Raw genomic sequence first — 25,846 nt, forward strand, 5'->3', positions numbered from 1 at the left:
GCGCGTAGAGTGCTCACGTGCCCGCAGTCAACCTCGGTATGCCCAAGTCCCCCGAAACCCTCGCTCCGCGTCGCAAGTCGCGGCAGATCCGGGTCGGCAAGGTGCTCGTGGGCGGCGACGCCCCGGTGTCCGTGCAGTCGATGACCACGACGCAGACCACCAACATCAACGCGACGCTGCAGCAGATCGCCGAACTCACGGCCTCGGGCTGCGACATCGTCCGGGTCGCCGTGCCCACGCAGGACGACGCCGACGCGCTGGCGATCATCGCGAAGAAGTCGCAGATCCCCGTGATCGCTGACATCCACTTCCAGCCGAAGTACGTCTTCCAGGCGATCGACGCCGGCTGTGCCGCCGTCCGCGTCAACCCGGGCAACATCCGCAAGTTCGACGACCAGGTCGGCGCGATCGCCAAGGCAGCCAAGGATGCCGGCGTCTCGCTCCGCATCGGCGTGAACGCGGGGTCGCTCGAGCCGAGCCTGCTGCAGAAGTACGGCAAGGCCACCCCCGAGGCGCTCGTCGAGTCCGCGGTGTGGGAAGCCTCCCTGTTCGAGGAGCACGACTTCCACGACTTCAAGATCTCGGTCAAGCACAACGACCCGATCGTGATGGTCAAGGCCTACCGGCAGCTCGCCGCCGCCGGCGACTGGCCGCTGCACCTCGGCGTGACCGAGGCCGGCCCGGAGTTCCAGGGCACCATCAAGAGCGCGACCGCGTTCGGCATCCTGCTGGCCGAGGGCATCGGCGACACCATCCGCGTGTCCCTCTCCGCCCCGCCCGCGCAGGAGGTCAAGGTCGGCCTGCAGATCCTGCAGTCGCTCAACCTGCGCGAGCGCAAGCTCGAGATCGTCTCCTGCCCGAGCTGCGGTCGCGCGCAGGTCGACGTGTACCAGCTCGCGAACGACGTCACGAAGGGGCTCGAGGGCATGACCGTCCCGCTCCGCGTCGCCGTCATGGGCTGCGTCGTGAACGGCCCGGGCGAGGCGCGCGAGGCCGACCTCGGCGTCGCCTCGGGCAACGGCAAGGGGCAGATCTTCGTCAAGGGCCAGGTCGTCAAGACCGTGCCCGAGGCCGAGATCGTCCAGACCCTCATCAACGAGGCGAACCGCATCGCGGACGAGATGGGTCCGGCCGCCGCCACCGGCACGCCCCAGGTGATCATGGCGCCGTAGGCGCGACCACCCTCCGGACCGGAGGCCCGGTGCCAGCTGGCACCGGGCCTCCGGTCCGTCGTCGTGCGGCGCCGACGCTGGCGCCAGCGCCGGTCGGCACGGTGCGCGCTTCGCGCTTCCGTGCCGCGTTGATCGCCCCGTGCGAGGCTGCAGGCGCGCACGGAGCGGCTGGTGCCGCACCGGCCGATGAACCTCGCACGGTGCGGCTCCGCTCCGCGACGACTGCGACGCGCGTGCCGGACCGGGGCCCGGCTCGGGGGCCCGTTGCGGCTGCTCGACGTGCGTCCCCTCCGCACGGTGCGGACTTCGCGAGCGGCCGCCGGGCTGATCGCCCCGTGCGAGCGTTCAGGCGCGCACGGAGCGGCTGCCGCCGCACGGGCCGGCGAACCTCGCACCGTGCGGCTCCGCTCCGCGACGACTGCGACGCGCGTGCCGCAATGGGGCCCGGCTCGGAGGCCCGTTGCGGCTGCTCGACGTGCGTCCCCTCCGCACGGTGCGGACTTCGCGAGCGGCCGCCGGGTTGATCGCCCGGTGCGAGCCTGCAGGCGCGCACGCAGCGGCTGGCGCCGCACGAGCCGGCGAACCGCGCACCGTGCCGAACCGCGCCGCCAGCGCCCAGCGGCGGGGACACTGCAGGGAACCCGCGCCGTCGGCCCGCCGCCACTAGGCTTGCCCCGTGGTCACACGGCTTTCGCATCTGTTCCTCCGTACGCTCCGCGACGACCCCTCCGACGCCGAGGTGACGAGCCACAAGCTGCTCGTCCGCGCCGGGTACGTCCGTCGCCAGTCCCCGGGGATCTTCGCCTGGCTGCCGCTCGGCCTCCGGGTGCGCGCCAAGATCGAGGCGATCATCCGCGACGAGATGGTCGCAGCCGGTGCGCAGGAGGTCCTGCTGCCCGCGCTCCTGCCCCGTGAGCCGTACGAGGCGACGAACCGCTGGACCGAGTACGGCGACGGCATGTTCCGCCTGCAGGACCGCAAGGGTTCCGACTACCTGCTCGCACCCACGCACGAGGAGATGTTCGCGCTCCTGGTGAAGGACCTGTACTCGTCCTACAAGGACCTGCCGGTCACGCTGTTCCAGATCCAGGACAAGTACCGCGACGAGGCCCGGCCCCGCGCCGGACTCCTGCGCGGCCGCGAGTTCACCATGAAGGACGCGTACTCGTTCGACCTCACCGACGAGGGCCTCGAGCGCAGCTACCAGGTCATGCGCGACGCGTACGAGAAGATCTTCGCCCGCCTCGGCCTCGACTACGTCATCGTCAAGGCCGACGCCGGCGCGATGGGCGGCTCGAAGTCCGAGGAGTTCCTGCACCCGATCGGCGTCGGCGAGGACACCTTCGTCCGCAGCGCCGGCGGCTACGCGGCCAACGTCGAGGCGTACGTCACCCCCGTCCCCGAGTCGCTGCCGATCGAGGGCCAGCCGGAGCCCGTGCTGCTGCCGGCGTCGGACACCCCGACGATCGACACGCTCGTCGCCCACGCGAACCAGGTCGCGCCGCGCGAGGGTGCACCGTGGACCGCGGCGGACACGCTGAAGAACGTCGTCCTGGCGCTCACCCACCTCGACGGCACGCGCGAGGTCGTGGTCGTCGGCCTGCCCGGTGACCGCGACGTCGACCTGAAGCGCGCCGAGGTGTCGTTCGCCCCCGCCGAGGTCGAGGCCGCCGGCGACGACGACTTCAAGAAGCACCGCGGCCTGGTGAAGGGCTACATCGGCCCGCAGGTCCTCGGCGCCGACAGCGCCACCGGCCTCCGCTACTTCGTCGACCCGCGTGTGGTCGACGGCACGAGCTGGATCACCGGCGCCAACGAGCGCGGCGTGCACGTGTCCGGCCTCGTCGCCGGCCGTGACTTCGTGGCCGACGGTGTCGTCGAGGTCTCCGACGTCCGCGCGGGTGACCCGTCCCCGGACGGCTCCGGCCCCCTCGAGACCGCGCGCGGCATGGAGATCGGGCACGTCTTCCAGCTCGGCCGCAAGTACGCCGAGGCGCTCGGTCTCAAGGTGCAGGACGAGAACGGCAAGCTCGCGACGGTCACGATGGGCTCGTACGGCATCGGCGTGACCCGCATCCTCGCGATCCTGGCCGAGTCCCACAACGACGAGAAGGGCCTGGTCTGGCCGAAGAACGTCGCGCCGTTCGACGTGCACATCGTCGCCACCGGCCGTGACCAGGTCGCCTACGAGCTGGCGGCGTCCGTCGTCGCCGAGCTCGAGGGCGAGCGGTTCGACGTGCTGTACGACGACCGCCCCAAGGTCTCGCCCGGCGTGAAGCTCCGTGACGCCGAGCTGCTCGGCATGCCGATCGTCGTCGTCGCCGGCCGCGGCGCCGCCGAGGGCGTCGTCGAGCTGTGGGACCGCGCGACCGGCGACCGCCGCGACGTGCCGGTGGCCGAGCTGCTCGACGCGGTCCGCGCGATCTAGACGCGACCCCTGACGGACAGCAGGCCCGTGGCGACCCCGCCACGGGCCTCCTGTCCGTTTCCTGGTTCTGGGGTACGCTTGTGGCCGACTTCTGCGCAGTTCCACCCCGCAGGAGCGACTCATCTGAATACGGAGGCACCTCGGTGAAGATCGATCTCGCAGTCCTGCGACTCATGGAGCGCGAGCGGGAGATCCCGTTCGACGAGCTCGTCCAGATCATCGAATCTGCCATCCTGACCGCCTACCAGAAGCACGCCGACGAGAACGGCGAGCCGGCCCACGCGCAGTCGCGTGTGGAGCTCGACCGCAAGTCCGGCGAGGTCAGCGTCTACGTCCCCGAGCTCGACGACGAGGGCACCGTCATCGGTGAAGCCGTCGACCAGCCGAGCGACTTCGGACGCATCGCGGCCTTCGCGGCGAAGCAGGTCATCAACCAGCGCCTGCGCGACATCGGCGACGACAAGATCCTCGGCGAGTTCCGCGGCAAGGAAGGCGACATCGTCGCGGGCGTGGTCCAGCAGGGCCCGAACCCGAAGATGGTGCACGTCGACCTCGGCACGATCGAGGCGATCCTGCCGCCCGAAGAGCAGGTGCCGGGGGAGTCGTACAAGCACGGCTCCCGCATCCGCGTCTACGTGACGAGCGTCGCCCGCGGCAACAAGGGCCCGCAGATCATCGTGTCGCGCACGCACCCGGGCCTCGTCCGGAAGCTCTTCGCACTCGAGGTCCCGGAGATCGCGTCCGGTGTCGTCGAGATCACCTCGCTCGCCCGCGAGGCCGGCCACCGCACGAAGATCGCCGTCAAGGCGAACGAGCCCGGCGTGAACGCGAAGGGTGCCTGCATCGGCGAGCTCGGCGCACGTGTCCGTGCGGTCACGAACGAGCTCGGCGCCGAGAAGATCGACATCGTCGACTACTCGTCCGACCTCGCATCGTTCGTCGCGAGCGCCCTGTCGCCGGCCAAGGTGACCAGCGCGTTCGTGCTCGACGCCTCGACGAAGGCCGTCCGCGCGCTCGTGCCGGACTACCAGCTGTCGCTCGCGATCGGCAAGGAAGGGCAGAACGCCCGCCTCGCCGCGAAGCTCACCGGTGCCCGCATCGACATCCAGCCGGACTCCATCCTGGACGGAGAGGACTAGGACGATTTCGCTCCCGGCGCGCCCTGCGAGGGCGCGCCGGATCGCGCACGTCCGAGGCAAGGAGTAGAGTGGTTCCCGTCAGAACGTGCATCGGCAGTCGTCGTCGCGCTTCCCGATCCTCCCTCCTCCGAGTCGTCGCCCTGAGCGATGGCCGTGTCGTGGCGGATCCGAAGGCAGTCATGCCGGGCCGGGGAGCGTGGCTCACACCGACCGTCGATGCCTACGATCTGGCCGTCAAGCGCAGGGCTTTCCGCCGTGCGCTCCGGTTGGATCGCGATCCCGACACGTCCGCGGTGCTCGACCACATCGTCGGTCTCCCACAGGAACCGGCCGAGCGCCCGGACATGACAGAACAGGCTGAACGGCTTATGGACAACTGATGAGCGGCTCGAAATGAGACCCGTCATCCATTGAGTCCTGCCCCTTCACGGGGTGGGACCCGTGAAGGAGAACAGTGGCTAAACCACGCGTACACGAGATCGCAAGCGAACTCGGCGTCGACAGCAAGACCGCACTCGAGAAGCTCAAGGAGCTCGGCGAGTTCGTCCGGGGTGCCAGCTCGAGCATCGAGCCCCCCGTGGCACGGAAGCTCCGTGCCGCCCTCCAGGCAGACGGCGCCCCCGCGGCGAAGCCCGCCGCCTCGGCCTCCGCGCCGAGCGCACCCGCCAAGGCCAGCGCGCCGAAGTCGAGTGCACCCAAGCCCGGCGGTCCCCGTCCGGGTCCGGCTCGTCCGGCACCGGCTCCCGAGCCCGAGGCCCCGGCAGCACCCGCTGCCGACGTCCCCGCACCGGCCGCACCGAAGTCCGTCGCCCAGCGACAGGCCGAGGCCGAGGCCGCGCAGAAGGCCCGTGCCGAGAAGCAGGCCGCTGAGAAGCAGGCCGCCGAGCAGGCAGGCGGGTCGACCGACGCTGCTCCGAAGTCCGACGCCGTGAAGCCGGGCACCAGCCCGAAGGCTCCCGCGGCAGCCGGTCCGAAGCCGGGTGGCCCCAAGCCCGGTGCACGTCCGGGCAACAACCCGTACTCGTCGAACCAGGGCATGGGCTCGCGCCCGCCGCGCCCCGGCAACAACCCGTACTCGTCCAACCAGGGCATGGGCCAGCGCCCGGCCGCCGGCGCAGCCGGTGGCGGTGGCATCCCGCGTCCGCAGCCCCCGCGTCCGGGCACGCCCCGTCCGGGTGCTCCGCGTCCGGGTGGTCCCGGTCAGGGCAACCGTCCCAACGGCTTCGGGCAGCGCCCGGGCCAGGGTGGTGGCCGTGGCGGCCCCGGTGCCCGTCCGGGTGCCGGCGGCGGTGCCGGTGGTGGCTTCCCGCGTCCGGCCTTCAGCGGCCCGCGTCCCGCCGGTGGCGGTGGCCGTGGTCGTGGCCCCGGTGGTGGTACCGCCGGTGCGTTCGGTCGCGGTGGCGGCAAGAGCCGTGCCCGCAAGTCGAAGCGGACGAAGCGCGCCGAGTACGAGATGCGTCAGGCCCCGTCGCTCGGCGGTGTGCAGGTCCCTCGTGGCGACGGCAACACGGTCGTCCGACTCCGTCGTGGTGCGAGCATCTCGGACTTCGCGGACAAGATCGACGCCATGCCCGGCAACCTCGTGACGGTGCTGTTCCACCTCGGTGAGATGGCGACCGCGACCGAGTCGCTGGACGAGGCCACGTTCGAGGTCCTCGGTGACGAGCTGGGCTACAAGATCCAGATCGTCTCGCCCGAGGACGAGGACAAGGAGCTCCTCGAGGGCTTCGACATCGACCTCGACGCAGAACTCGAGGACGAAGACGACGACGTGCTGCAGCAGCGGCCGCCGGTGGTCACCGTCATGGGTCACGTCGACCACGGCAAGACCCGCCTCCTCGACGCGATCCGCAACTCGAAGGTCGTCGAGGGCGAGGCCGGTGGCATCACCCAGCACATCGGTGCGTACCAGATCGTCGCGCAGCACGAGGGCATCGACCGCCCGATCACCTTCATCGACACCCCGGGTCACGAGGCCTTCACGGCCATGCGTGCCCGTGGTGCCCAGGTGACGGACATCGCGATCCTCGTGGTCGCGGCGGACGACGGCATCATGCCCCAGACCATCGAGGCGTTGAACCACGCGCAGTCGGCCGGTGTGCCGATCGTCGTCGCGGTCAACAAGATCGACAAGGAAGGCGCGAACCCCGCCAAGGTCCGCCAGCAGCTCACCGAGTACAACCTGGTGGCCGAGGAGTACGGCGGCGACGTCATGTTCGTCGACGTGTCGGCGCGGCAGAACATCGGTATCCAGGAGCTCCTGGACGCCGTGCTGCTCACCGCGGACGCCGGTCTCGACCTGCGTGCGAACCCCGACAAGGACGCCCGTGGTGTCGCGATCGAGGCCCGGCTCGACAAGGGTCGCGGTGCAGTCGCCACGGTCCTCATCCAGTCCGGCACGCTCCACGTCGGTGACGCCATCGTGGCGGGCACGGCCTACGGCCGAGTCCGTGCGATGACGGACGAGAACGGGGTCGCGGTCAAGGCCGCGACGCCGAGCCGCCCGGTCCAGGTGCAGGGTCTGTCCTCGGTGCCCCGCGCCGGCGACACCTTCCTCGTCACGGAAGAGGACCGCACGGCGCGTCAGATCGCTGAGAAGCGTGAAGCCGCCGAGCGCAACGCCCTGCTGGCGAAGTCGCGCAAGCGCATCTCGCTCGAGGACTTCACCCGTGCGCTCGAAGAGGGCAAGGTCGAGTCGCTCAACCTCATCATCAAGGGTGACGTCTCCGGTGCCGTCGAGGCACTCGAGCAGTCGCTCCTGGACATCGAGGTCGACGACAGCGTCCAGCTCCGCATCCTGCACCGCGGTGTCGGTGCGATCACGGAGTCGGACATCGACCTCGCCACGATCGACAACGCCATCGTCATCGGCTTCAACGTCCGTCCGGACGTCAAGGCCCGTGAGCGTGCGGCGCGCGAAGGCATCGACGTGCGCTTCTACTCGGTCATCTACAACGCACTCGACGACATCGAGCAGTCCCTCAAGGGCATGCTCAAGCCCGAGTACGAAGAGGTCCAGTCGGGCGTCGCCGAGATCCGCGAGGTGTTCCGTTCCTCGAAGTTCGGCAACATCGCGGGTGTCATCGTCCGCTCCGGCACGATCACGCGCAACGCCAAGGCGCGCGTCATCCGCGAGGGTGTGGTGGTCGCCGATGGCCTGGCCATCGAGTCACTGCGTCGCTTCAAGGACGACGTGACCGAGGTCCGCACGGACTTCGAAGCCGGTATCGGTCTGGGCAAGTTCAACGACATCCAGATCGGCGACGAGGTCGAGACGACCGAACTCGTCGAGAAGCCGCGCGACTGATCGCGTGACTCCTCTGGGCCCCGGCCTCCCCACGCGGGAGGCCGGGGCCCGACCCCTTTCCCACGCAGGACCACCGGCGGGAAGCGTCCCGCCACTGCCTCAGGAGGCACCCAATGGCCGATCCGCAGCGCGCACGCAAGATGGCGGACCGCATCAAGGAAGTCGTCGCACGTCGACTCGACAAGGGTCTGCGGGACCCGCGACTCGGGTTCGTCACGATCACCGACGTCCGTGTGACCGGTGACCTGCAGCACGCGTCGATCTTCTACACCGTCTACGGCACCGACGAGGAGCGTGCGGACTCCGCCGCGGCGCTCAAGGCCGCGACCGGCATGCTCCGGTCCGAGGTCGGCAAGAACATCACCGCCCGGCTCACGCCGTCGCTCGAGTTCATCGCCGACGCCCTGCCCGAGACCTCGGCGCACATGGAGGACCTGCTCGTGCAGGCCCAGGTGCGCGACGAGCAGGTCCGCGCAGCCTCGGTCGGTGCGACGTACGCCGGCGACGCCGACCCGTACAAGCGCGACGAGGGCGACGACGCCGACGACGCTGCCGAGACCGACGGCTCCGCCGAGCCGCGTTCCTAGACCCCGGGCAGCTGGTAGCCGCTCGCGTCGTCCCCGACGGCCAGTCCGTCACGCAGGAGCGACGCGAGCGCCCGGTCCCGCTGGTCGGCGTCCGGCCACACCGGTTCGATCTCGGACCGGGTGACCGGCACGTCGCTGGCGCGCAGCTCGGCCATGATCAGGCCGCGCACCTGGCGGTCACTGCCGGCGAACTTCGCCTGCCGCGGAGCCCGCGGCCCGTCGTGCTCCGGGTACCCGGCCGCACGCCACGCGCAGCGGTCCGCGATGGGGCACGCATCGCACGCGGGGGAGCGGGACACGCACACGAGCGCGCCGAGCTCCATCACGGCGGCGTTCGTGGCGGCGGCGTCGTCGCGGTCCGCCGGCAGCACGGACTCCATGAGCGGGAGGTCCTGCTTCGCCTTCGCCGGCCCGGGTTCGCCCTGGCCGAGGACCGCACGTGCGAGCACGCGGCGCACGTTGACGTCCACGACCGGGTGCCGGTCGCCGTACGCGAAGACCGCGACGGCGCGGGCGGTGTAGTCGCCGATGCCCGGCAGTGCGAGCAGCGCGTCGACGTCGCGCGGCACGACGTTGCCGTGGTCGGTCGCGATCGCGGTCGCCGCCGCGTGCAGCGCGAGCGCGCGTCTCGGGTAGCCGAGCCGGTCCCAGGCACGCACCGCCTCGGACGGGGGCGAGTCCGCGAGGTCGCGAGGCGTCGGCCACCGGGTGAGCCACGCCTCCAGTCGGGGCACCACGCGCGCGACCTGCGTCTGCTGCAGCATGATCTCGCTGACGAGCGTCCCCCACGCGGGGAAGCCGGGGCGGCGCCACGGCAGGTCCCGCGCCTGCTGCCGGAACCACGCGATCAGCGGGGTCGCGATGTCGGGCCGTTCCGGCGTGGCCGGCTCCTGCACACCGCGTCGCGCGGTCGGTTTGTCCACATCCGGTCTGGAGGCCCGACTCGCGTTCACCTCGACAGCCTACGGTGGACGCATGGCACGCTGGGCACCCGAAGAGACCGACACGATGGCTGCGATCGCTGCAGAGGCGATCGCGCAGGTCGGCACGAACCGCACCGTCATCGGCGTCGACGGGCAGGACGGCACCGACCTCGAGCGGGTCGCGGCCGCGCTCGTCACCGGTTTCGAGCAGCACGGGATCTCCGCGATGGCGGCCGCCGCGCCGTCCGCCGACCAGGACACGCTCCGGTCCGACCTGGTGACGCCCTTCCGCACGACCGGAGCCGGTGACGGTGTCCTGATCGTGCACGGGCGGGGCATCCTGGCCCCCGGGGTCCGTACCCTGTGGCGCTGGTCGCTGTGGGTCGAGCAGGAGTCCGGCCGACTCGAGCGTCGTGCCGACGTGAAGATCGCGGCCTCCGCGGTGCTCGACGTCACCGATCCCGAGCACCCTCGCCGCGAGTGGAACGACGCCTGCTGACCGGCGCTGGTAATCTCGCCTGGTGCTCGAAACCGCGCCGGACGGCATCCTCCTCGTCGACAAACCGCAGGGGATCTCCAGCCACCGGGTGGTCTCCATCGCCCGTCGGCGCCTCGGCCTGAAGAAGGTCGGCCACGCCGGCACCCTCGACCCCATGGCCACCGGGCTGCTGCTGCTCGGCATCGGGCCGTCCACCCGGTTGCTGACGCACCTGGTGGGCCTCGACAAGACCTACACGGCGACCATCCGGCTCGGTGTCTCCACGGACTCCGACGACGCCGACGGCACGCCGACCGCTGCGGTCGGTGTGGCCGCTGCGGACGTCTCGGACGACGCCGTCGAGACCGCCGTCGCGGCGCAGCGGGGCGTGATCGACCAGGTCCCGTCCACGGTCAGCGCGATCAAGGTCGACGGGCGCCGCGCCTACGACCTGGCGCGCAAGGGCGAGGCGGTGGAGCTCAAGTCCCGCACGGTGACCGTCTCGCAGTTCGACGTGACGACGCGGAACGAGCGGACCGTCGCCGTCGACGGCACCGACGTCGCCGTGGTGGACCTCGACGTCGTCGTGACCTGCTCGTCGGGCACCTACGTCCGTGCGCTCGCCCGTGACGTCGGCGCTGCCCTCGGCACCGGGGCGCACCTCGTCGCCCTCCGTCGGACCCGCGTCGGACCGTTCGACGTGCAGGACGCCATCGACCTCGAGGACGACGCCGTCGACGTCCGCGCCGCGCTCGCACGTCCGGCGGACATCGCCCGGCGACTCTTCTCGTCGGTGACGCTCGACGCAGCCTCGGCGAAGGACCTCACCGACGGCAAGCGTGTCGCGGCCGAGCATCCCGACTCGGACGGACCGGTGGCAGCGGTCACCGCGTCCGACGACCGGCTGGTCGGCCTCGTCTCCGTCCGCCGGGGGCTGCTCCGGGTCATCACGAACTTCCCGACGCCCGGTGCGTCGTCCTCCTCGCAGACCGGAGCCCGCGCGTGATCGAGTGGTACATGTGGGTGCAGCTGGTGCTCGCCGTCGTGGTGGGGCTCTTCGCGGTCGTCGTGGGGTTCATCGGCTGGAAGCCGAACGACTACACGGTCGGCGCGCTCGTGCTCATCGAGTTGCTGCTCCTTGCGCAGGGCGTCATCTCGATCGTGCTGCCGGCGACGGGCAGTCCGCCCGACGGCAACGCGCTCGAGTTCGGGGTGTACGCCGTTTCGGTGCTGCTCGTCCCGCCGGCCGCGGTCGTGTGGGCACTGATCGACCGCACGAAGTGGAGCACCGTGGTGCTCGGCGCCGGGGCCTTCACCGTCGCGGTGATGGTCTACCGGATGTACCAGATCTGGTTCGCGCTGAACTGACGCCGGAGGTCATGCGCGCAGCCGCGCGTCGGTAGAATCGGTGCAATGGCGACCAGATCCTCACTCGCGACCGGCATCGGCCGCGTCCTCATCGCCGTGTACGGCATCCTCGCGCTGGCGGCGACCGGACGCAGCGTCGTGCAGATCATCGAGAAGTTCTCGTTCGCACCGTTCGCCTACACGCTCAGTGCCATCGCTGCCGTCGTCTACATCGTCGCGATGATCGCCCTCATCGTGCCCGGCCGGTTCTGGTACCGGGTCGCCTGCGTCACGATCGTGTTCGAGATGACCGGCGTGCTCGTCATCGGCACCCTGTCGCTGTTCGACCGCCAGCTGTTCCCCGACGACACCATCTGGTCGTACTACGGCTTGGGCTACGCCTTCGCGCCGCTCGTGCTGCCGATCGCCGGGCTCTGGTGGCTCCGCAAGCACCACCGCACCGCGGTCACCGAGCCGTCGGCACCGGCTGCGTCCTCGTCCACCGCCCCGGCGAGCGAGTAGGAGCCGCCGTGCAGTTCTACGAGGACACCGCCGACGTGGCGGACGGGTTCGGCCCGAGCGCCGTCACCATCGGGAAGTTCGACGGCGTGCACGTCGGGCACCGAGCCGTCATCGCACACCTCGAGCGCGCCGCCCGCGAGCACGACCTCGTGGCCACCGTGGTCACGTTCGACCGCCACCCGCTCAACGTCATCGACCCGCCGCACGTCCCGCCGGCACTGACCAGCACCGCGCAGCGCCGCGAACTGCTCGAGGAGGCCGGGGTCGACGCCACCCTGCTGCTCCGCTTCGACCAGGAACTGCAGTCGAAGTCGCCCGAGGCGTTCGTGTCCGAGATCCTCGTCGACACCCTGCACGCCCGGCTCGTCTTCGTCGGCAGCGACTTCCGCTTCGGTGCGAAGGGCGCCGGTGACGTCGCGTTGCTGCGGACCCTGGGGGAGCAGCACGGCTTCACCGTCGAGCTCATCGACGACGTGGACCTCATCGACGACGTCCGACCCGACGGTGAGCGCCGGGTGTCCTCCACCTGGATCCGGGAGCTCCTGGGCCAGGGCCGCGTGGCCGAAGCCGCACGACTCCTCGGGCGGGAACACGCCGTGCGGAGCGTCGTGGTGCACGGCAACCAGCGAGGCCGTGCGATGGGGTACCCCACAGCGAACCTCGACCCGGCGTGCGAGGGCTTCGTCCCCGCCGACGGTGTCTACGCCGCCCGGGTGCTGCACGACGGCACCGTCTACCCGGCGGCGGTGTCGGTCGGCAACAACCCGACGTTCGAGGGTGTGCCCGCGAAGCAGATCGAGGCGCACCTGCTCGACGTCGACATCGACCTGTACGGCGATCGGATCTCCGTGCTCTTCGTGTCGTACGTGCGCGGCATGGTGAAGTTCTCGTCGATGGACGAGCTCGCCGCGCAGATGCGGCAGGACGACCTGGACATCCGGCTGCTGCTCGGACTGCCCGCGCCGGTCTGACCTGCCGAGCACACTGGTTCCCCCGTACGACGACGCCCCCGTACGACGACGCCCCCGTGACCGATCGGTCACGGGGGCGTCGTTCGTCGGGGCGGAAGCTCAGCCGCCCAGGGCGTCGAGCCAGATCTTGCGGGCGTCGAGGGCTTCCTGCGCGTCCTTGATCTTCCGCGCGTCACCGGTGGCCTGCGCCGCGGCGAGCTCGGACTGGAGCTTGCCGATCGCGTCTTCCAGCTGGCTCGCGAGGCCGTTCTGACGGGCCTTGCGCTCCGGGTTCGATTCCTTCCAGTGCGCGTCCTCGAGCCCACGGACGTGGTCCTCGATGGCACGCAGGCGGTCCTCGACCCGACGGACGTCACCGCGGGGGACCTTGCCGATCTCGTCCCAGCGGCGCTGGATGCCGGTGAGGGTCTTGCGCGCGGCGACCCGGTCGGTCGCCTGCAGGAGCGGCTCGGCCTCGGTCAGCAGGGCCTGCTTCGCCTCGAGGTTGGCGGAGAACTCTTCGTTCTCGGCTGCGCTCTCGGCGTGGCGCTGCTCGAACAGCACGTCTCCGGCGGCCTTGAAGCGTGCCCAGAGCGCGTCGTCGTGGCGCTTGCCGGCACGTCCGGCGTTCTTCCAGTCGTCGAGCAGCTGGCGGTAGTCCGGGATCGCATCGGAACCGCGGGGCGCGAGGGCCTCGGCCTGCGCCACGAGCTCCTGCTTGCGCGTCCGGGCGTCACGGTGCTGTGCGTCCAGCTCGGAGTAGAAGGCACGACGGTGCTGGTCGACGGTGGACCGTGCTGCGCGGAACCGCTTCCACAGGTCGTTCGCCTCGTTCTTGGGGATCCGCGGCCCGTCGTGCTGGTGCTGCTGCCAGCGCGCGAACACGTCGTCGAGCTGCGCCGTGATCTGCTTCCACTGCGCGCGTGCGGGGTCCACCGCGGCGAGTGCCTCGGCTTCCTCCACCAGGGCGGTGCGGTGCGCCAGGGCGTCCTGCAGGGCCTGCTGCGCCTGCTCCGCCTGCTCCTTGGTGAGCGAGCCGAGCTGCTCGGTGAGCGCGCCCACGCGGGTCTCGAGCGACTTGATGTCACCCACCACGCGCGCGTCGGCGACCAAGGCGGTCAGGTGCTCGACCGTCCGGGCGACGTCGTTCGCCGACGCACCGCGCTGGACGCGCTGCTCGGCGATCTTCACCTGCCCCTCGAGGTCGGCGTACTTCCGCGCGAAGTAGGCGAGGGCTTCTTCGGGGGTGGCGTCCGGGTACTCACCGACAGCACGTTCGGTCTCTTCGTACCGGACGTACACGGTCCCGTTCTCGTCGACCCGCCCCCAGGTCGTTGCTTCGTCAGATCCCACAGGTCTCGCCTCGATCGTGGTCGTGCATCGCCGACGTCACCGTCGGCACGGTCAGGTCGTCAGCCTATTGCACGGACGGGCTCCGCCGCCCGACCGGTGCGACGGGTTGTGGACTACTTCTGCTCCGCGATGCTCGCGTCGGTGATCTTCGTCGCCACCTTCGGCTCGCCGGTGCCGTCGCGGCCGGGGGACGCGATGCCCTTCGAGGCGATCTCCGACTCGAGCTCGGACAGCCCGCTCGTGACCTTGCCGACGACCGTGTAGCCGCCCGTGGAGCCGTCGAGCGTGGTGTCCCCGTAGACGATGAAGAACTGCGTCGACTGCGAGTACGGGGAGTCCGACCGCGCGATCGCGATCGTGCCCTTCTCGTAGACGCCGTCCTCCGGCACGTTCTCGAGCGGGCCGTACTCGAAGCCGGCGTCGCCGGTGCCGTCGCCGTTCGCGGAGCCGCACTGCAGGAACTTCAGGCCGTCGCTGTCGGCGAGCCGGTGGCAGGTCGTGCCGTTGTAGAACTGCTGACGGATCAACGAGATCTCGACGCTCGCGGCCTGCGGTGCCTTCGCACCGTCCAGCTCGATGCCGAGGTCGATGCTCTTGTTGAGCGTGAGGCTGCCGGTCCAGGTCGCACCCTTCGCGATCGACTTGCTCGGCACGTCGCCGGTGTTGGCGGCCGTGGCGCTGGCCGACGGCGTGGCCGTCGACGACGCGGAGGCGCTCGGGGCCGGGGCGTCCGATCCCCGCGATCCGGCGAAGGCGAGCTGCGACCCGGTGGCGAGGGCCGCGACGAGGACGAGGGCACCGGCACCGATCAGGTTGTCCCGCACGCGGCGGCGTCGCTGCCGCTCGTGGAGGCCCTGGCGGGCCTGGTAGAGGCGGAGGCGCTCGCGCGCCTCTCGGTTGTCACGCGCTGGGTTCTTCGGTGCCACGGTGCTGGTCTGCCCTCTCGTCGCAGTGTGCAACGAGCGTAGCCGAACGGTCACCACCACCACCTGGCGGGAGGCGCGGCCTGCGTCGGTGGACCGGCCTACGATTGCAGGATGGCAGCGGATCGTTCGGGAATGCACGCGCCCACCACGGGTGGTCGCGCCGGTCTCGCGCAGGGTTCCGTCCCGCTCGCCGTCCGGATGCGCCCCACCAGCCTCGACGAGGTCGCCGGTCAGCAGCACCTGCTCGGCCGGGGTTCGCCCCTGGTGCAGCTCGCCACCGGCACGCGTGAGAACCCCGGCGGGGTCTCCGTGATCCTGTGGGGCCCACCCGGCACCGGCAAGACCACGCTGGCGCAGGCCATCGCACGGCAGTCCGGTCGCGAGTTCGTCGAGCTCTCCGCCGTGACCGCCGGCGTGAAGGACGTGCGCGAGGTCATGGAGAAGGCCCTGACCCACCGCGACCTGTACGGGTCGACCACGGTGCTGTTCCTCGACGAGATCCACCGGTTCAGCAAGGCCCAGCAGGACGCCCTGCTGCCCGGCGTCGAGAACGGGTGGGTCATCCTGATCGCCGCCACCACCGAGAACCCGTCGTTCTCGGTCATCTCGCCCCTGCTGTCCCGCTCGCTGCTCCTGACGCTCAAACCGCTCACCGATCCCGACCTCGGCATGCTGGTCGACCGCGCGGTGGAGGACCCCCGCGGGCTCGGCGGTGCCGTCGTCCTCGGTGACGAAGCCCGCAGCGCGATCATCCGCCTCGCGTCCGGTGACGCCCGACGTGCCCTCACCGCGCTCGAGGCCGCGGCGGCGTCGGCCACCGCCGCACAGGACGAGGACGACGACACCGTGCCCGTCGTCGACGCTGACACCGTCGCGGCCGCGGTCGACCGTGCGCTGCTGCGCTACGACCGACAGGGCGACGAGCACTACGACGTCATCAGCGCGTTCATCAAGTCGGTGCGGGGGAGCGACGTCGACGCCGCCCTGCACTACCTCGCCCGGATGATCGAGGCCGGCGAGGACTCCCGGTTCATCGCGCGGCGGATCATCATCTCCGCGTCCGAGGACATCGGCATGGCCGACCCGCAGGCGCTGCCCATCGCGGTCGCCGCGGCTCAGGCCGTGCAGCTCATCGGGATGCCCGAGGGGCGGATCCCGCTGGCCGAGGCCGTCGTGTACCTGGCGACGGCGCCGAAGTCGAACGCCGCCTACAACGGCATCAACCAGGCGATGGCCGACGTCAAGGCGGGGCGCATGGGCACGGTCCCGATGCACCTGCGCGACGCGCACTACGCCGGGGCGAAGCGCCTCGGGCACGGCAAGGGGTACGTCTACTCCCACGACGCCGAGCACGGGGTCGCCGCGCAGCAGTACCTGCCGGACGCCCTCGAGGGCACCGAGTACTACACGCCGACGGCCAACGGCTACGAGCGCGAGGTCGGGCCGCGGCTCGAGCGACTCCGGAAGATCACACGCGGCCACTAGCGTCGGTGCTTCTGCGCTCGCCCCGATGCTGCTAGCATTGCCGGGCCTACGTCCTGGTCCTCGAGCACGGCTGCGTCGAGGACAGAGTGCCACTCCGGTGGTACGGGGGCAGAGGTTCGGACTGTAGCCGTCCGATCCCACAGGCTCATCCCTCTGGATCCCGTCGTCGGGGCCACCGGCGCTCGCGTGCCCGGCCTCCGGTGAGTATTCAGTTCGAACAGAGAAAAGGACCCTGTGTCTACCAAGTCACGTACCCGCAGCAAGACCCGCCTGTCGCGCGCACTCGGCATCCCGCTGACGCCGAAGGCCGCCCGTTACCTCGAGAAGCGCCCCTACGGGCCCGGTGAGCACGGCCGTACGCGCCGTCGTGCGGACAGCGACTACGCCGTCCGCCTCCGTGAGAAGCAGCGTCTGCGCGCCCAGTACGGCATCCGCGAGAAGCAGCTCCGCATCGTCTTCGAAGAGGCCCGCAAGACGAAGGGCCTGACCGGTGAGAACCTGGTCGAGCTCCTCGAGCAGCGCCTCGACGCCCTCGTGGTCCGTGCCGGCTTCGCCCGCACCACCGCGCAGGCCCGTCAGCTGATCGTGCACCGCCACATCCTGGTCGACGGCAAGCTCGTCGACCGCCCCTCCTTCCGCGTCAAGGAGGGCCAGCTGATCCACGTCAAGGCAAAGTCCGAGTCGATGGAGCCCTTCCAGGTCGCCGCTGCCGGTGGCCACCAGGAAGTCCTCCCGAAGGTCCCGGGCTACCTCGAGGTCGAGATCGAGAAGCTCCAGGCCCGCCTCGTGCGTCGCCCGAAGCGCGCCGAGGTCCCCGTGACCTGTGAAGTGCAGCTCGTCGTCGAGTACTACGCAGCTCGCTGATCCACTGATCACACCCGAACGGCGGGTCGTCCTCTCGAGGGCGACCCGCCGTTCGGCGTTCCGGCACCGCCTCCGCTTCGCAACACGCCGTCGTCTCATCGACGCGCCTCCGGATGCGCGAGACGCCTCTGGTTTCGGCGGCGTCCTGCCGACACGACGGCGTCTTGTGTGGGGCAGTGGACGTGAGCAGGGGCGGACGGGAGGCGCGGGGTGCGCCGTGCGCACGGCCTCCAGCCCGGCCCCTGGTCGGTCCGCAACACGCCGTCGTCTCATCGACGCGCCGCCGGGTGCGCGAGACGCTTCTGATTTCGGCGGCGTCCTGCCGACACGACGGCGTCTTGCGGACGGGGACGCGCGGAAGTGCCCGGCGACTAAGCTTGTCCGGGCATGCACCGCCCGGGTGCACAGAGGGAGAGGCACCGTGAAGCAGCTGTTCTTCGTCGCCGTCGGCATCGTCATCGGGTTCGCCGTCGCACACCGGGTCGCCCAGACCTCCGGTGGCGCCCGGCTCTTCGCCGAGGTGAACGCCAAGACGAAGGCCTTCACGGGTGCCGTCGCGGACGGCTACCGGTCGCGCGAGGCTGAGCTCCGTACCGACGTCTGAGCGCTCCGACCGAGCAGCCTCGACCCTCCTCCACCCACGACCTGAACCCAGGAAGCACCATGCAGACCGCAGAGATCCGCCGCCGTTGGCTCCAGTACTTCGGTGACCGCGGCCACACCGTCGTCCCGTCCGCGTCCCTCGTCTCCGACGACCCGTCGCTCCTCTTCACGGTCGCCGGCATGGTGCCGTTCATCCCGTACCTGACCGGTCTCATCCCGGCGCCGTTCCCGCGGGCGACGAGCGTGCAGAAGTGCATCCGCACGAACGACATCGAAGAGGTCGGCAAGACCCCTCGCCACGGCACGTTCTTCCAGATGAACGGGAACTTCTCGTTCGGCGACTACTTCAAGGAGCAGGCGATCCAGTTCGCCTGGGAGTTCCTGACCAACCCGGAGACCGAAGGCGGACTCGGCTTCTCGCCGGACGACCTCTGGGTCACCGTCTACGAAGAGGACGACGAGGCGATCGGCTTCTGGAAGCAGCACTCGTCGCTGCCCGACGAGCGGATCCAGCGCCTCGGCAAGGACACCAACTACTGGTCGACCGGACAGCCCGGACCCGCGGGTCCCTGCTCGGAGATCTTCTTCGACCGTGGCCCCGAGTACGGCATCGACGGCGGCCCGGCGACGGACGACGACCGCTACGTGGAGATCTGGAACCTCGTCTTCATGCAGTACCAGATCGCCGACGTGCGGTCGAAGTACGACTTCGAGATCACCGGCGAGCTTCCGAACAAGAACATCGACACCGGTATGGGGCTCGAGCGCGTCGCCTTCATCAAGCAGGGCGTCGACAACATGTACGAGATCGACCAGGTGCGCCCGGTGCTCGACCGTGCAGCCGAGATCTCCGGCCGACGCTACGGCGCCGTGCACGAGGACGACGTGCGGATGCGCGTCATCGCCGACCACGTCCGTTCCTCGCTGATGCTCATCGCCGACGGCGTGAGCCCGTCGAACGAGGGCCGCGGGTACATCCTCCGTCGTCTGCTCCGTCGCACCGTCCGCGCGATGCGCCTGCTCGGTGTCGAGGCGCCCACGTTCCCCGAGCTCTTCCCGGCGTCCCGGGACGCCATGCGCGACGCGTACCCGGAGGTGGCGTCCGACTACGACCGGATCTCCCGTATCGCCTACGCGGAAGAGGAGACCTTCCTCCGCACCCTGGCGCAGGGCACGACCATCCTCGACGTGGCCGTCGAGCGTGCGAAGCAGGACGGCGCCCCGTCGATCGGCGGTGACACGGCGTTCCTGCTGCACGACACCTTCGGGTTCCCCATCGACCTGACGATGGAGATGGCCGAGGAAGCCGGGGTCCACGTCGACCGCACGGCGTTCGAGACCCTGATGTCCGAGCAGCGTGCCCGGGCGAAGGCCGACGCGAAGAGCAAGAAGACCGCGATCGCCGACCTGAGCGTGTACAGCGCGTTCCGGGCCAAGGGCGAGACGACCTTCCTCGGCTACGACGCGCTCGAGGCCGAGACGCACGTGCTCGGCATCATCGTCGGCGGTGTGAGCGTCGACCGTGCGGTCGCCGGTGACATCGCCGAGGTGATCCTCGGCGAGACCTCGCTGTACGCCGAGTCGGGCGGCCAGGACGCCGACCAGGGCTCGATCGTCGGCAACGGGTTCGACCTCGAGGTCCTCGACGTCCAGCGACCGGTCTCCGGACTGTGGAGCCACACCGTGCAGGTCCGCTCCGGCGAGGTCGGCGTCGGTGACGCCGCGAGCACCGTCGTCGACGCGGAGTACCGCCGCGGCGCGACCCAGGCACACTCCGCGACGCACCTGGTGAACGCGGCGCTCCGCGACATCCTGGGGCCGGAGGCGCTGCAGGCCGGTTCGTACAACAAGTCCGGCTACATGCGCCTCGACTTCTCGTGGTCGCAGCCGGTCTCGCTCGAGACGCGCTCCGAGATCGAGGAGGTCGTGAACACCGCGATCCGCACCGACCTCGAGGTCTCCACGCGCATCCTGCCCATCGACGAGGCGAAGGCCCTCGGGGCGCAGGCCCTGTTCGGTGAGAAGTACGGCGCCGAGGTCCGCATGGTCGACATCGGCGGCCCGTGGTCCCGCGAGCTCTGCGGTGGCACGCACGTCGCCTCGAGCGCGCAGATCGGGCTCGTCAACCTGGTGGGGGAGTCGAGCGTCGGTTCGACGAACCGCCGTGTCGAGGCACTGGTCGGGCTCGAGGGGTTCCGCGACCTCGCCGTCGAGCGCACGATCGTGTCGCAGCTCTCCAGCGCGCTCAAGGCTCCCCGTGCCGACCTGCCGGCGCGCGTGCAGAACCTGATGGAGGACCTCCGGTCCGCCCAGAAGAAGCTCGCCGAGTACGAGTCGGCGAACCTGCAGCAGCGCGTGCCCGCCATCGCCCGGAACGCCACCACCGTCGGTGCCACCACCGTGGTCGCCGAGACGGTCGACGGCCTGCAGTCCGGCGACGACCTGCGCTCGCTCGCCACCGGCGTCCGGGGCCAGCTCGGTGACGGCGCGGCCGTCGTCGTGCTCGGTGCCGTCGTGGGCGGCAAGCCGATCGTGATCGTCGCGACGAACGACGCCGCCCGTGCTGCGGGCGTGCAGGCGGGCCCCCTCGCGAAGGAGGCCGCCGGCGTGCTCGGTGGCGGTGGCGGCGGCAAGCCGGACCTGGCGCAGGGCGGCGGGACGGACGCAGCAGCGCTCCCCGCGGCGCTGCGTGCCGTGACCGCACGGCTCGCGGGCTGACCGTGGGCATCCGGTCCGGGCGGCGGCTCGGCGTGGACGTCGGACGCGCCCGGATCGGGGTCGCCGTGTGCGACCGCGACGGCCTGCTGGCGACGCCGGTCGAGACCGTCCGTCGTGACGACTCGAAGGACCTCCGGCGCATCCTGGAGCTCGCGGACGAGTACGACGTGCTCGAGGTCGTCGTCGGGCTGCCGCTGTCGATGTCAGGTGGGGACACGGCCTCCACCGAGGACGCCCGCGTGTTCGCCGCCCGGATCGCGGTGCGTCGACAGGTGCGCCTGGTCGACGAACGACTGTCGACCGTGACCGCCCAGCGAGGGCTGCACCAGGCCGGCAAGAACACGAAGAAGTCCCGGGCCGTGATCGACCAAGCAGCCGCTGTTATCATTCTGCAACACGCGCTCGACCACGAGCGCAGTGCCGGTGCCCCTCCGGGCACCACGCTTCCCTGACAGGGCTGCCCGGTACCGCACATGGGTGCTCTCGTCGTCAGCTGTGAGGACGACGGTGCCCAGGTGGAGTTCCCGACCGAGAGACCGAGGACGTTGGCAGACGATCTGGACTGGAACGCGATCATCGCGCCCGGCAACGACGCCGAGCGGCGGAAGGCGACTTCCGACCGCGCGACAGGCACCGATGACCGCGACGACGCTGGTCAGGTGACCCCACCGCCGGCGCCTCCGTTGTCCCGACGCGAAGCCCGCGCCCTCGAGGCCGAACGAGCCCGCGTCGCAGCGACCGAGGAGCCGCCGGCCGCCGAACGGACCACCGAGGCTCCGCCAGCCGCACGCGACGAACGCCCTGCGTCCCCCGCCGACGCACCGATCGCCACCCGCCCCGAAGACCTGCACCCCGAGGTCGCCGCACTGCTGACCGGCGAGCTGCCGACCGAGTCCGCGGCGACCGCTGCGGCCGGCGGATCCGGAGCCGACGGGACGGACGACGGTGACGCGACCGGCGGCGGTGGTGCCGCGGGAGGCGGCGGACGCGGGGGACGAGGCGGCGGAGGACGCGCCTCCAGGCCGCCCCGCGAGCCACGGCCGAAGCGCCGGCGTGGACCGCTCGTCGCGGGGCTCGTCATCGTCGCGGTCGTGCTCGCTGCCGGCGTCGGGGCGTACACGTTCGCCGCACCCAAGATCCAGCAGCTCATCGCGGCGATCAGCGGCGCGCAGGAGCCCGACGACTACACGGGCAACGGCACCTCGAAGGTGACCATCACGATCAAGCAGGGCGACATCGGCGAGAACGTCGCCGCGACGCTGCAGCGCAGCGGCGTCGTCAAGGACTCGAAGGTGTTCTACAAGCTCCTGCTGGCATCGCCGGACGTGCAGTTCCAGCCCGGTTCGTACGCGCTGAAGAAGCAGATGAGCTCGAAGTCGGCGCTGGCGGCCCTGCAGGACAAGGACAACCGCGTCCAGGCGTCGATCATCATCCCGGAGGGCACGGCACTCGCCGACATCAAGGCCGGGATGGTCTCGAAGGCCGGCCTGACCGAGAAGCAGGTCGACGCGGCCGCGAAGGACCTGTCGGCCTACGACCTGCCGTCCGGCGTCACGACGCTCGAGGGCTGGCTCTTCCCCGCGACCTACCCGATCAACCCGGGCTGGACCGCCGAGCAGTACTTCAAGTCGATGGTCGACACCATGAAGGAGCACCTGTCCGCCGCCGGCGTCAAGGAGGCCGACCAGGAGCGCACCATCGTCTTCGCGTCGCTGGTGCAGAAGGAAGCCGGTCTCGCAGCCGACTACCCCAAGGTCGCCCGGGTGTTCCAGAACCGCCTCGACCAGGGCATGAAGCTGCAGTCCGACGCCACGGTTGCGTACGGCACGGGCAACACGCACACCGTGACGACCACGGACGCCGAGCGTGCGGACGCCTCGAACGAGTACAACACCTACGCGCACGAGGGGCTCCCGCCCGCACCGATCTCCAACCCGGGTGACATCGCGATCAAGGCCGTGACGAACGAGGCCCCGGGCAAGTGGCTGTACTTCGTGACGGTCGACCTGGAGTCGGGCAAGACCGTCTTCTCGGACACCTACGACCAGCACCTGGTGGCGGTCGAGCAGTTCCAGGCGTGGCTCCGGGCGCACCCCGACTACCAGTAGGCGACGACGTCGCACGGACGATCGCTGTGGGAGGATTGCGGCATGCTTCGTTGGTTGACTGCTGGTGAGTCCCACGGACCCGAACTGATCGCCATGCTCGAGGGCCTGCCCGCGGGTGTCCCGGTGTCGTTCGAGTCCATCCGTGCCGATCTCGCGCGCCGCAAGCTCGGCTACGGCCGTGGCTCGCGGATGAAGTTCGAGCAGGACGAGCTGCACGTGTCCGGCGGCGTCCGGCACGGCTACTCGCTCGGCAGCCCGATCGCGATCCGCATCGGCAACACCGAGTGGCCGAAGTGGGTCGAGGTCATGAACCCCGAGCCGATCGAGTCCACCGAGATGTCCCGCGGGCGGAGCGCGCCGCTCACCCGACCGCGTCCGGGCCACGCTGACCTGGTCGGCATGCAGAAGTACGGCTTCGACGAGGCGCGCCCGATCCTGGAGCGGGCGAGTGCCCGCGAGACCGCCGCACGCGTGGCGCTCGGTGCCGTCGCCAAGTCGTTCCTGGCCGAACTCGGCATCCGCTCGGTGGCACACACCCTGCAGGTCGGGACCGTCCGGGTCCCCGACGGCACGGACCTGCCGCTGCCCGACGACGTGGACCGCCTCGACGAGGACCAGCTGCGTTGCTTCGACGCCGAGACCTCCGCACGCATGGTCACCGAGGTCGAGGCCGCGAAGAAGGACGGCGACACCCTGGGCGGCGTCGTCGAGGTGCTGTTCTACGGCGTCCCGCCGGGCCTCGGCTCGCACGTGCACTGGGACCGCCGGCTCGATGCCCGCCTCGCAGCGGCGATCATGGGGATCCAGGCCATCAAGGGGGTCGAGGTCGGTGACGGCTTCGCGACCGCCGGTCGCCGGGGCTCCGCCGCGCACGACGAGCTGTACCGCGAGGACGGCGAGATCTACCGCACGAGCGACCGCGCCGGTGGGACCGAGGGCGGGATGTCCACGGGCACCGTGCTGCGCGTCCGCGCCGGGATGAAGCCGATCGCGACCATCCCGCACGCCCTGCACACGGTGGACGTCGTCTCCGGTGAGGACGCCTCGGCGCACCACCAGCGTTCGGACGTCTGCGCCGTGCCCGCTGCCGGTGTCGTCGCCGAAGCGATGGTGGCCCTGGTGCTCGCCGACGCGGTGCTCGAGAAGTTCGGCGGCGACAACGTCGTCGAGACGAAGCGCAACCTCGACGCCTACCTCGCGGCGATCCCGGAGACCCTGCGCACACGCCGGACCGAGCCGTCGGCGACGTCGACCGACCTGTGAGCACCGACGTCCGACGCGCCGACGCGCCCGTGGTCGTGATCGGCCCGATGGGCGCCGGCAAGTCGAGCGTCGGCAAGCGGGTGGCGAAGGCCCTCAGCGTCCCGTTCACGGACACCGACCGGGTCATCGTGCGCGAGCACGGGCCGATCCCCGGGATCTTCGCCGACCGCGGCGAGCCGGCGTTCCGCGCGCTCGAGGCCCAGGCGGTCCGGGCAGCGCTGGCCACCGGCGGCGTCATCGCCGTGGGCGGGGGAGCCGTCACCCACGCGGACACCCGGCAGGCCCTGAGCGGCGCGCGCATCGTCCTGCTCACCGTGTCGCCCGAGGCCGTCGCCGACCGGATCGCCGGGTCCGACCGGCCGCTGCTCGCCAACGGCGGGATCGACGCCTGGCAGACGATCATGGACGAGCGGGCGGCCACCTACGCCGAACTCGCGCACGTCGTGGTCGACACGTCCCGCCGGCCGATGTCCCGCGTGGTCGACGAGGTCGTCACGTGGCTGCGCAGCGACGCCGGCACCACCGCCGCGCCCGGCAGCACGACCAGCAGCACCACCAGCACCGAAGGAGCACCGTGACCGAGTCGACCCTGCCCGCCGGGACCACCGAGATCCGGGTCGGCGGTGACGACGGCTACACGGTGGCCGTCGGCACGGACCTGCTCGGTGCCCTGCCCGCGATCCTGGGCCCGCGTGTCGCCAAGGTCCTCATCGTGCACTCGCCGACGCTCGGTGCCCGGGCGAACGAGCTCCGTGCGCTGCTGGTCGAGGCCGGGCTCGAAGCCCTGATCGCCGAGGTCCCCGACGCCGAGGGCGCCAAGCGCGTCGAGGTCGCCGCGTTCTGCTGGCAGATCATGGGGCAGGCCGACTTCACCCGCACCGACGCGGTGATCGGCCTCGGTGGCGGTGCGGTCACCGACCTGGCCGGCTTCGTCGCCGCGACCTGGCTGCGCGGTGTGCCGTACGTGGCCGTCCCGACCAGCGTGCTCGGCATGGTGGACGCCAGCGTCGGCGGGAAGACGGGCATCAACACGAACGAGGGCAAGAACCTGGTCGGCGCCTTCTACGCCCCGCGTGCCGTCGTCGTGGACCTCGACCTCGCCCGCACGCTGCCGCGCAACGAGATCCTGACCGGGTTCGCCGAGATCGTGAAGGCCGGGTTCATCGCCGTGCCCGAGATCCTGGACATCGTCGAGGCCGACGTCGACCGGGTCACCGACCCGACGACCGCGGAGTTCCGTCGGGTCGTCGAGCTCGCCATCGCGCTCAAGGCCGAGGTCGTCTCGGACGACTTCACGGAGCAAGGGCGACGCGAGATCCTGAACTACGGCCACACCCTCGGGCACGCGATCGAACACGCCGAGCGGTACCAGTGGCGCCACGGTGCAGCGGTTTCGGTCGGCATGGTGTTCGCCGCCGAGCTCGCCCGACTGACCGGGCACCTGGACGACGCCACGGTCGACCGGCACCGGGCGATCCTCGAGTCGCTCGACCTGCCGACCTCGTACGGCGTCGGGCGCTGGCAGGGGCTGCTCGCCACCATGCGTCGTGACAAGAAGGCCCGTGCCGGCATGCTGCGGTTCATCATCCTGGACGGCGTCGGCAAGCCCGTCGTGCTCGAGGGCCCCGAGGACCACCTGCTCTTCACCGCCTACCAGGAGGTCGGCGTCTAGC

At 70.8% G+C, this 25,846-nt stretch carries 23 protein-coding genes; 20 read left to right on the forward strand and 3 right to left on the reverse strand.

What is annotated here, in order from left to right:
• Window positions 1-17: 17 nt before the first annotated feature.
• The 6 genes from ispG (at window position 18) to rbfA (ending at window position 8,633) form a co-directional block, all read left to right on the forward strand.
• Window positions 18-1,172 carry a flavodoxin-dependent (E)-4-hydroxy-3-methylbut-2-enyl-diphosphate synthase gene (ispG, locus tag DEJ12_RS04930; protein ID WP_171907786.1) on the forward strand — a complete coding sequence of 385 codons (1,155 nt, stop codon included), beginning with the start codon at window positions 18-20 and terminating at the stop codon, window positions 1,170-1,172.
• A gap of 676 nt (window positions 1,173-1,848) precedes the next feature.
• On the forward strand, window positions 1,849-3,600 hold the full coding sequence (locus DEJ12_RS04935; protein WP_111029245.1) for a proline--tRNA ligase: 1,752 nt from the start codon (window positions 1,849-1,851) through the stop codon (window positions 3,598-3,600).
• Window positions 3,601-3,743: 143 nt separating this feature from the next.
• Entirely contained in the window at window positions 3,744-4,739 is a 996-nt protein-coding gene (nusA, locus tag DEJ12_RS04940) for a transcription termination factor NusA (RefSeq protein WP_071414715.1), read from the forward strand.
• 68 nt (window positions 4,740-4,807) lie between these two features.
• Complete coding sequence (locus DEJ12_RS04945; RefSeq protein ID WP_031259737.1) at window positions 4,808-5,119, forward strand: YlxR family protein; 312 nt, start codon at window positions 4,808-4,810, stop codon at window positions 5,117-5,119.
• Window positions 5,120-5,193: 74 nt separating this feature from the next.
• A complete protein-coding gene (infB, locus tag DEJ12_RS04950; RefSeq protein WP_110864590.1) occupies window positions 5,194-8,046 on the forward strand; it encodes a translation initiation factor IF-2 in 2,853 nt (950 codons plus the stop codon).
• A gap of 113 nt (window positions 8,047-8,159) precedes the next feature.
• Window positions 8,160-8,633 (forward strand): 30S ribosome-binding factor RbfA, encoded by a 474-nt coding sequence (gene rbfA, locus DEJ12_RS04955; protein ID WP_111029246.1) that lies wholly within the window; start codon window positions 8,160-8,162, stop codon window positions 8,631-8,633.
• On the opposite strand, the gene DEJ12_RS04960 is transcribed toward rbfA, so the two are convergent.
• A complete protein-coding gene (locus tag DEJ12_RS04960) occupies window positions 8,630-9,556 on the reverse strand; it encodes an A/G-specific adenine glycosylase (protein ID WP_372444888.1) in 927 nt (308 codons plus the stop codon). The genes rbfA and DEJ12_RS04960 overlap by 4 nt on opposite strands.
• A 52-nt stretch (window positions 9,557-9,608) precedes the next feature.
• Between DEJ12_RS04960 and DEJ12_RS04965 the strand changes: the two genes are divergently transcribed.
• The 5 genes from DEJ12_RS04965 to DEJ12_RS04985 are packed head-to-tail and all read left to right on the forward strand — an operon-like array spanning window position 9,609 to window position 12,874.
• Entirely contained in the window at window positions 9,609-10,055 is a 447-nt protein-coding gene (locus DEJ12_RS04965) for a hypothetical protein (RefSeq protein ID WP_071414719.1), read from the forward strand.
• A 22-nt stretch (window positions 10,056-10,077) separates the two neighbouring features.
• Complete coding sequence (truB, locus tag DEJ12_RS04970; protein WP_071244775.1) at window positions 10,078-11,040, forward strand: tRNA pseudouridine(55) synthase TruB; 963 nt, start codon at window positions 10,078-10,080, stop codon at window positions 11,038-11,040.
• The gene (locus tag DEJ12_RS04975) at window positions 11,037-11,402 is read left to right on the forward strand and encodes a hypothetical protein (RefSeq protein ID WP_071403707.1); all 366 of its coding nucleotides are present in this window, start codon (window positions 11,037-11,039) and stop codon (window positions 11,400-11,402) included. The genes truB and DEJ12_RS04975 overlap by 4 nt, the downstream gene beginning before the upstream one ends.
• Window positions 11,403-11,447: 45 nt before the next feature.
• Window positions 11,448-11,903, forward strand: a complete 456-nt coding sequence (locus DEJ12_RS04980; protein WP_071403708.1) for a hypothetical protein — start codon at window positions 11,448-11,450, stop codon at window positions 11,901-11,903.
• Between the two features lie 8 nt (window positions 11,904-11,911).
• The gene (locus tag DEJ12_RS04985; RefSeq protein WP_071414720.1) at window positions 11,912-12,874 is read left to right on the forward strand and encodes a bifunctional riboflavin kinase/FAD synthetase; all 963 of its coding nucleotides are present in this window, start codon (window positions 11,912-11,914) and stop codon (window positions 12,872-12,874) included.
• 99 nt (window positions 12,875-12,973) lie between these two features.
• Here DEJ12_RS04985 and DEJ12_RS04990 read toward each other — a convergent pair whose 3' ends face one another.
• Window positions 12,974-14,206, reverse strand: coding sequence for a DUF349 domain-containing protein (locus DEJ12_RS04990; protein WP_173034022.1), 1,233 nt, complete (start codon window positions 14,204-14,206; stop codon window positions 12,974-12,976).
• Between the two features lie 113 nt (window positions 14,207-14,319).
• Window positions 14,320-15,132: a peptidylprolyl isomerase gene (locus tag DEJ12_RS04995; protein WP_181433064.1), complete on the reverse strand. Its 813-nt coding sequence runs from the start codon at window positions 15,130-15,132 to the stop codon at window positions 14,320-14,322.
• A 132-nt stretch (window positions 15,133-15,264) separates the two neighbouring features.
• Between DEJ12_RS04995 and DEJ12_RS05000 the strand changes: the two genes are divergently transcribed.
• From DEJ12_RS05000 to aroB, 9 genes are all read left to right on the forward strand, one after another.
• Window positions 15,265-16,617 (forward strand): replication-associated recombination protein A, encoded by a 1,353-nt coding sequence (locus tag DEJ12_RS05000; RefSeq protein ID WP_110864582.1) that lies wholly within the window; start codon window positions 15,265-15,267, stop codon window positions 16,615-16,617.
• 234 nt (window positions 16,618-16,851) lie between these two features.
• Window positions 16,852-17,481 (forward strand): 30S ribosomal protein S4, encoded by a 630-nt coding sequence (gene rpsD, locus DEJ12_RS05005; protein ID WP_017887166.1) that lies wholly within the window; start codon window positions 16,852-16,854, stop codon window positions 17,479-17,481.
• Window positions 17,482-17,902: 421 nt separating this feature from the next.
• On the forward strand, window positions 17,903-18,085 hold the full coding sequence (locus tag DEJ12_RS05010) for a hypothetical protein (RefSeq protein ID WP_027465751.1): 183 nt from the start codon (window positions 17,903-17,905) through the stop codon (window positions 18,083-18,085).
• Between the two features lie 59 nt (window positions 18,086-18,144).
• Entirely contained in the window at window positions 18,145-20,802 is a 2,658-nt protein-coding gene (gene alaS / locus DEJ12_RS05015; RefSeq protein WP_111029247.1) for an alanine--tRNA ligase, read from the forward strand.
• Window positions 20,803-20,810: 8 nt separating this feature from the next.
• Window positions 20,811-21,254: a Holliday junction resolvase RuvX gene (gene ruvX, locus DEJ12_RS05020; RefSeq protein ID WP_181433071.1), complete on the forward strand. Its 444-nt coding sequence runs from the start codon at window positions 20,811-20,813 to the stop codon at window positions 21,252-21,254.
• A gap of 93 nt (window positions 21,255-21,347) precedes the next feature.
• Window positions 21,348-22,910 (forward strand): endolytic transglycosylase MltG, encoded by a 1,563-nt coding sequence (gene mltG, locus DEJ12_RS05025; protein ID WP_181433065.1) that lies wholly within the window; start codon window positions 21,348-21,350, stop codon window positions 22,908-22,910.
• Between the two features lie 42 nt (window positions 22,911-22,952).
• A complete protein-coding gene (gene aroC / locus DEJ12_RS05030; RefSeq protein ID WP_110858979.1) occupies window positions 22,953-24,173 on the forward strand; it encodes a chorismate synthase in 1,221 nt (406 codons plus the stop codon).
• Window positions 24,170-24,751 carry a shikimate kinase gene (locus DEJ12_RS05035; RefSeq protein WP_181433066.1) on the forward strand — a complete coding sequence of 194 codons (582 nt, stop codon included), beginning with the start codon at window positions 24,170-24,172 and terminating at the stop codon, window positions 24,749-24,751. Before aroC ends, DEJ12_RS05035 begins: the two co-directional genes overlap by 4 nt.
• Window positions 24,748-25,845: a 3-dehydroquinate synthase gene (aroB, locus tag DEJ12_RS05040; RefSeq protein ID WP_111029250.1), complete on the forward strand. Its 1,098-nt coding sequence runs from the start codon at window positions 24,748-24,750 to the stop codon at window positions 25,843-25,845. The genes DEJ12_RS05035 and aroB overlap by 4 nt, the downstream gene beginning before the upstream one ends.
• Window position 25,846 lies beyond the last annotated feature (1 nt).

This window comes from Curtobacterium sp. MCLR17_059 (assembly GCF_003234665.1).
Classification (GTDB): domain Bacteria; phylum Actinomycetota; class Actinomycetes; order Actinomycetales; family Microbacteriaceae; genus Curtobacterium; species Curtobacterium flaccumfaciens.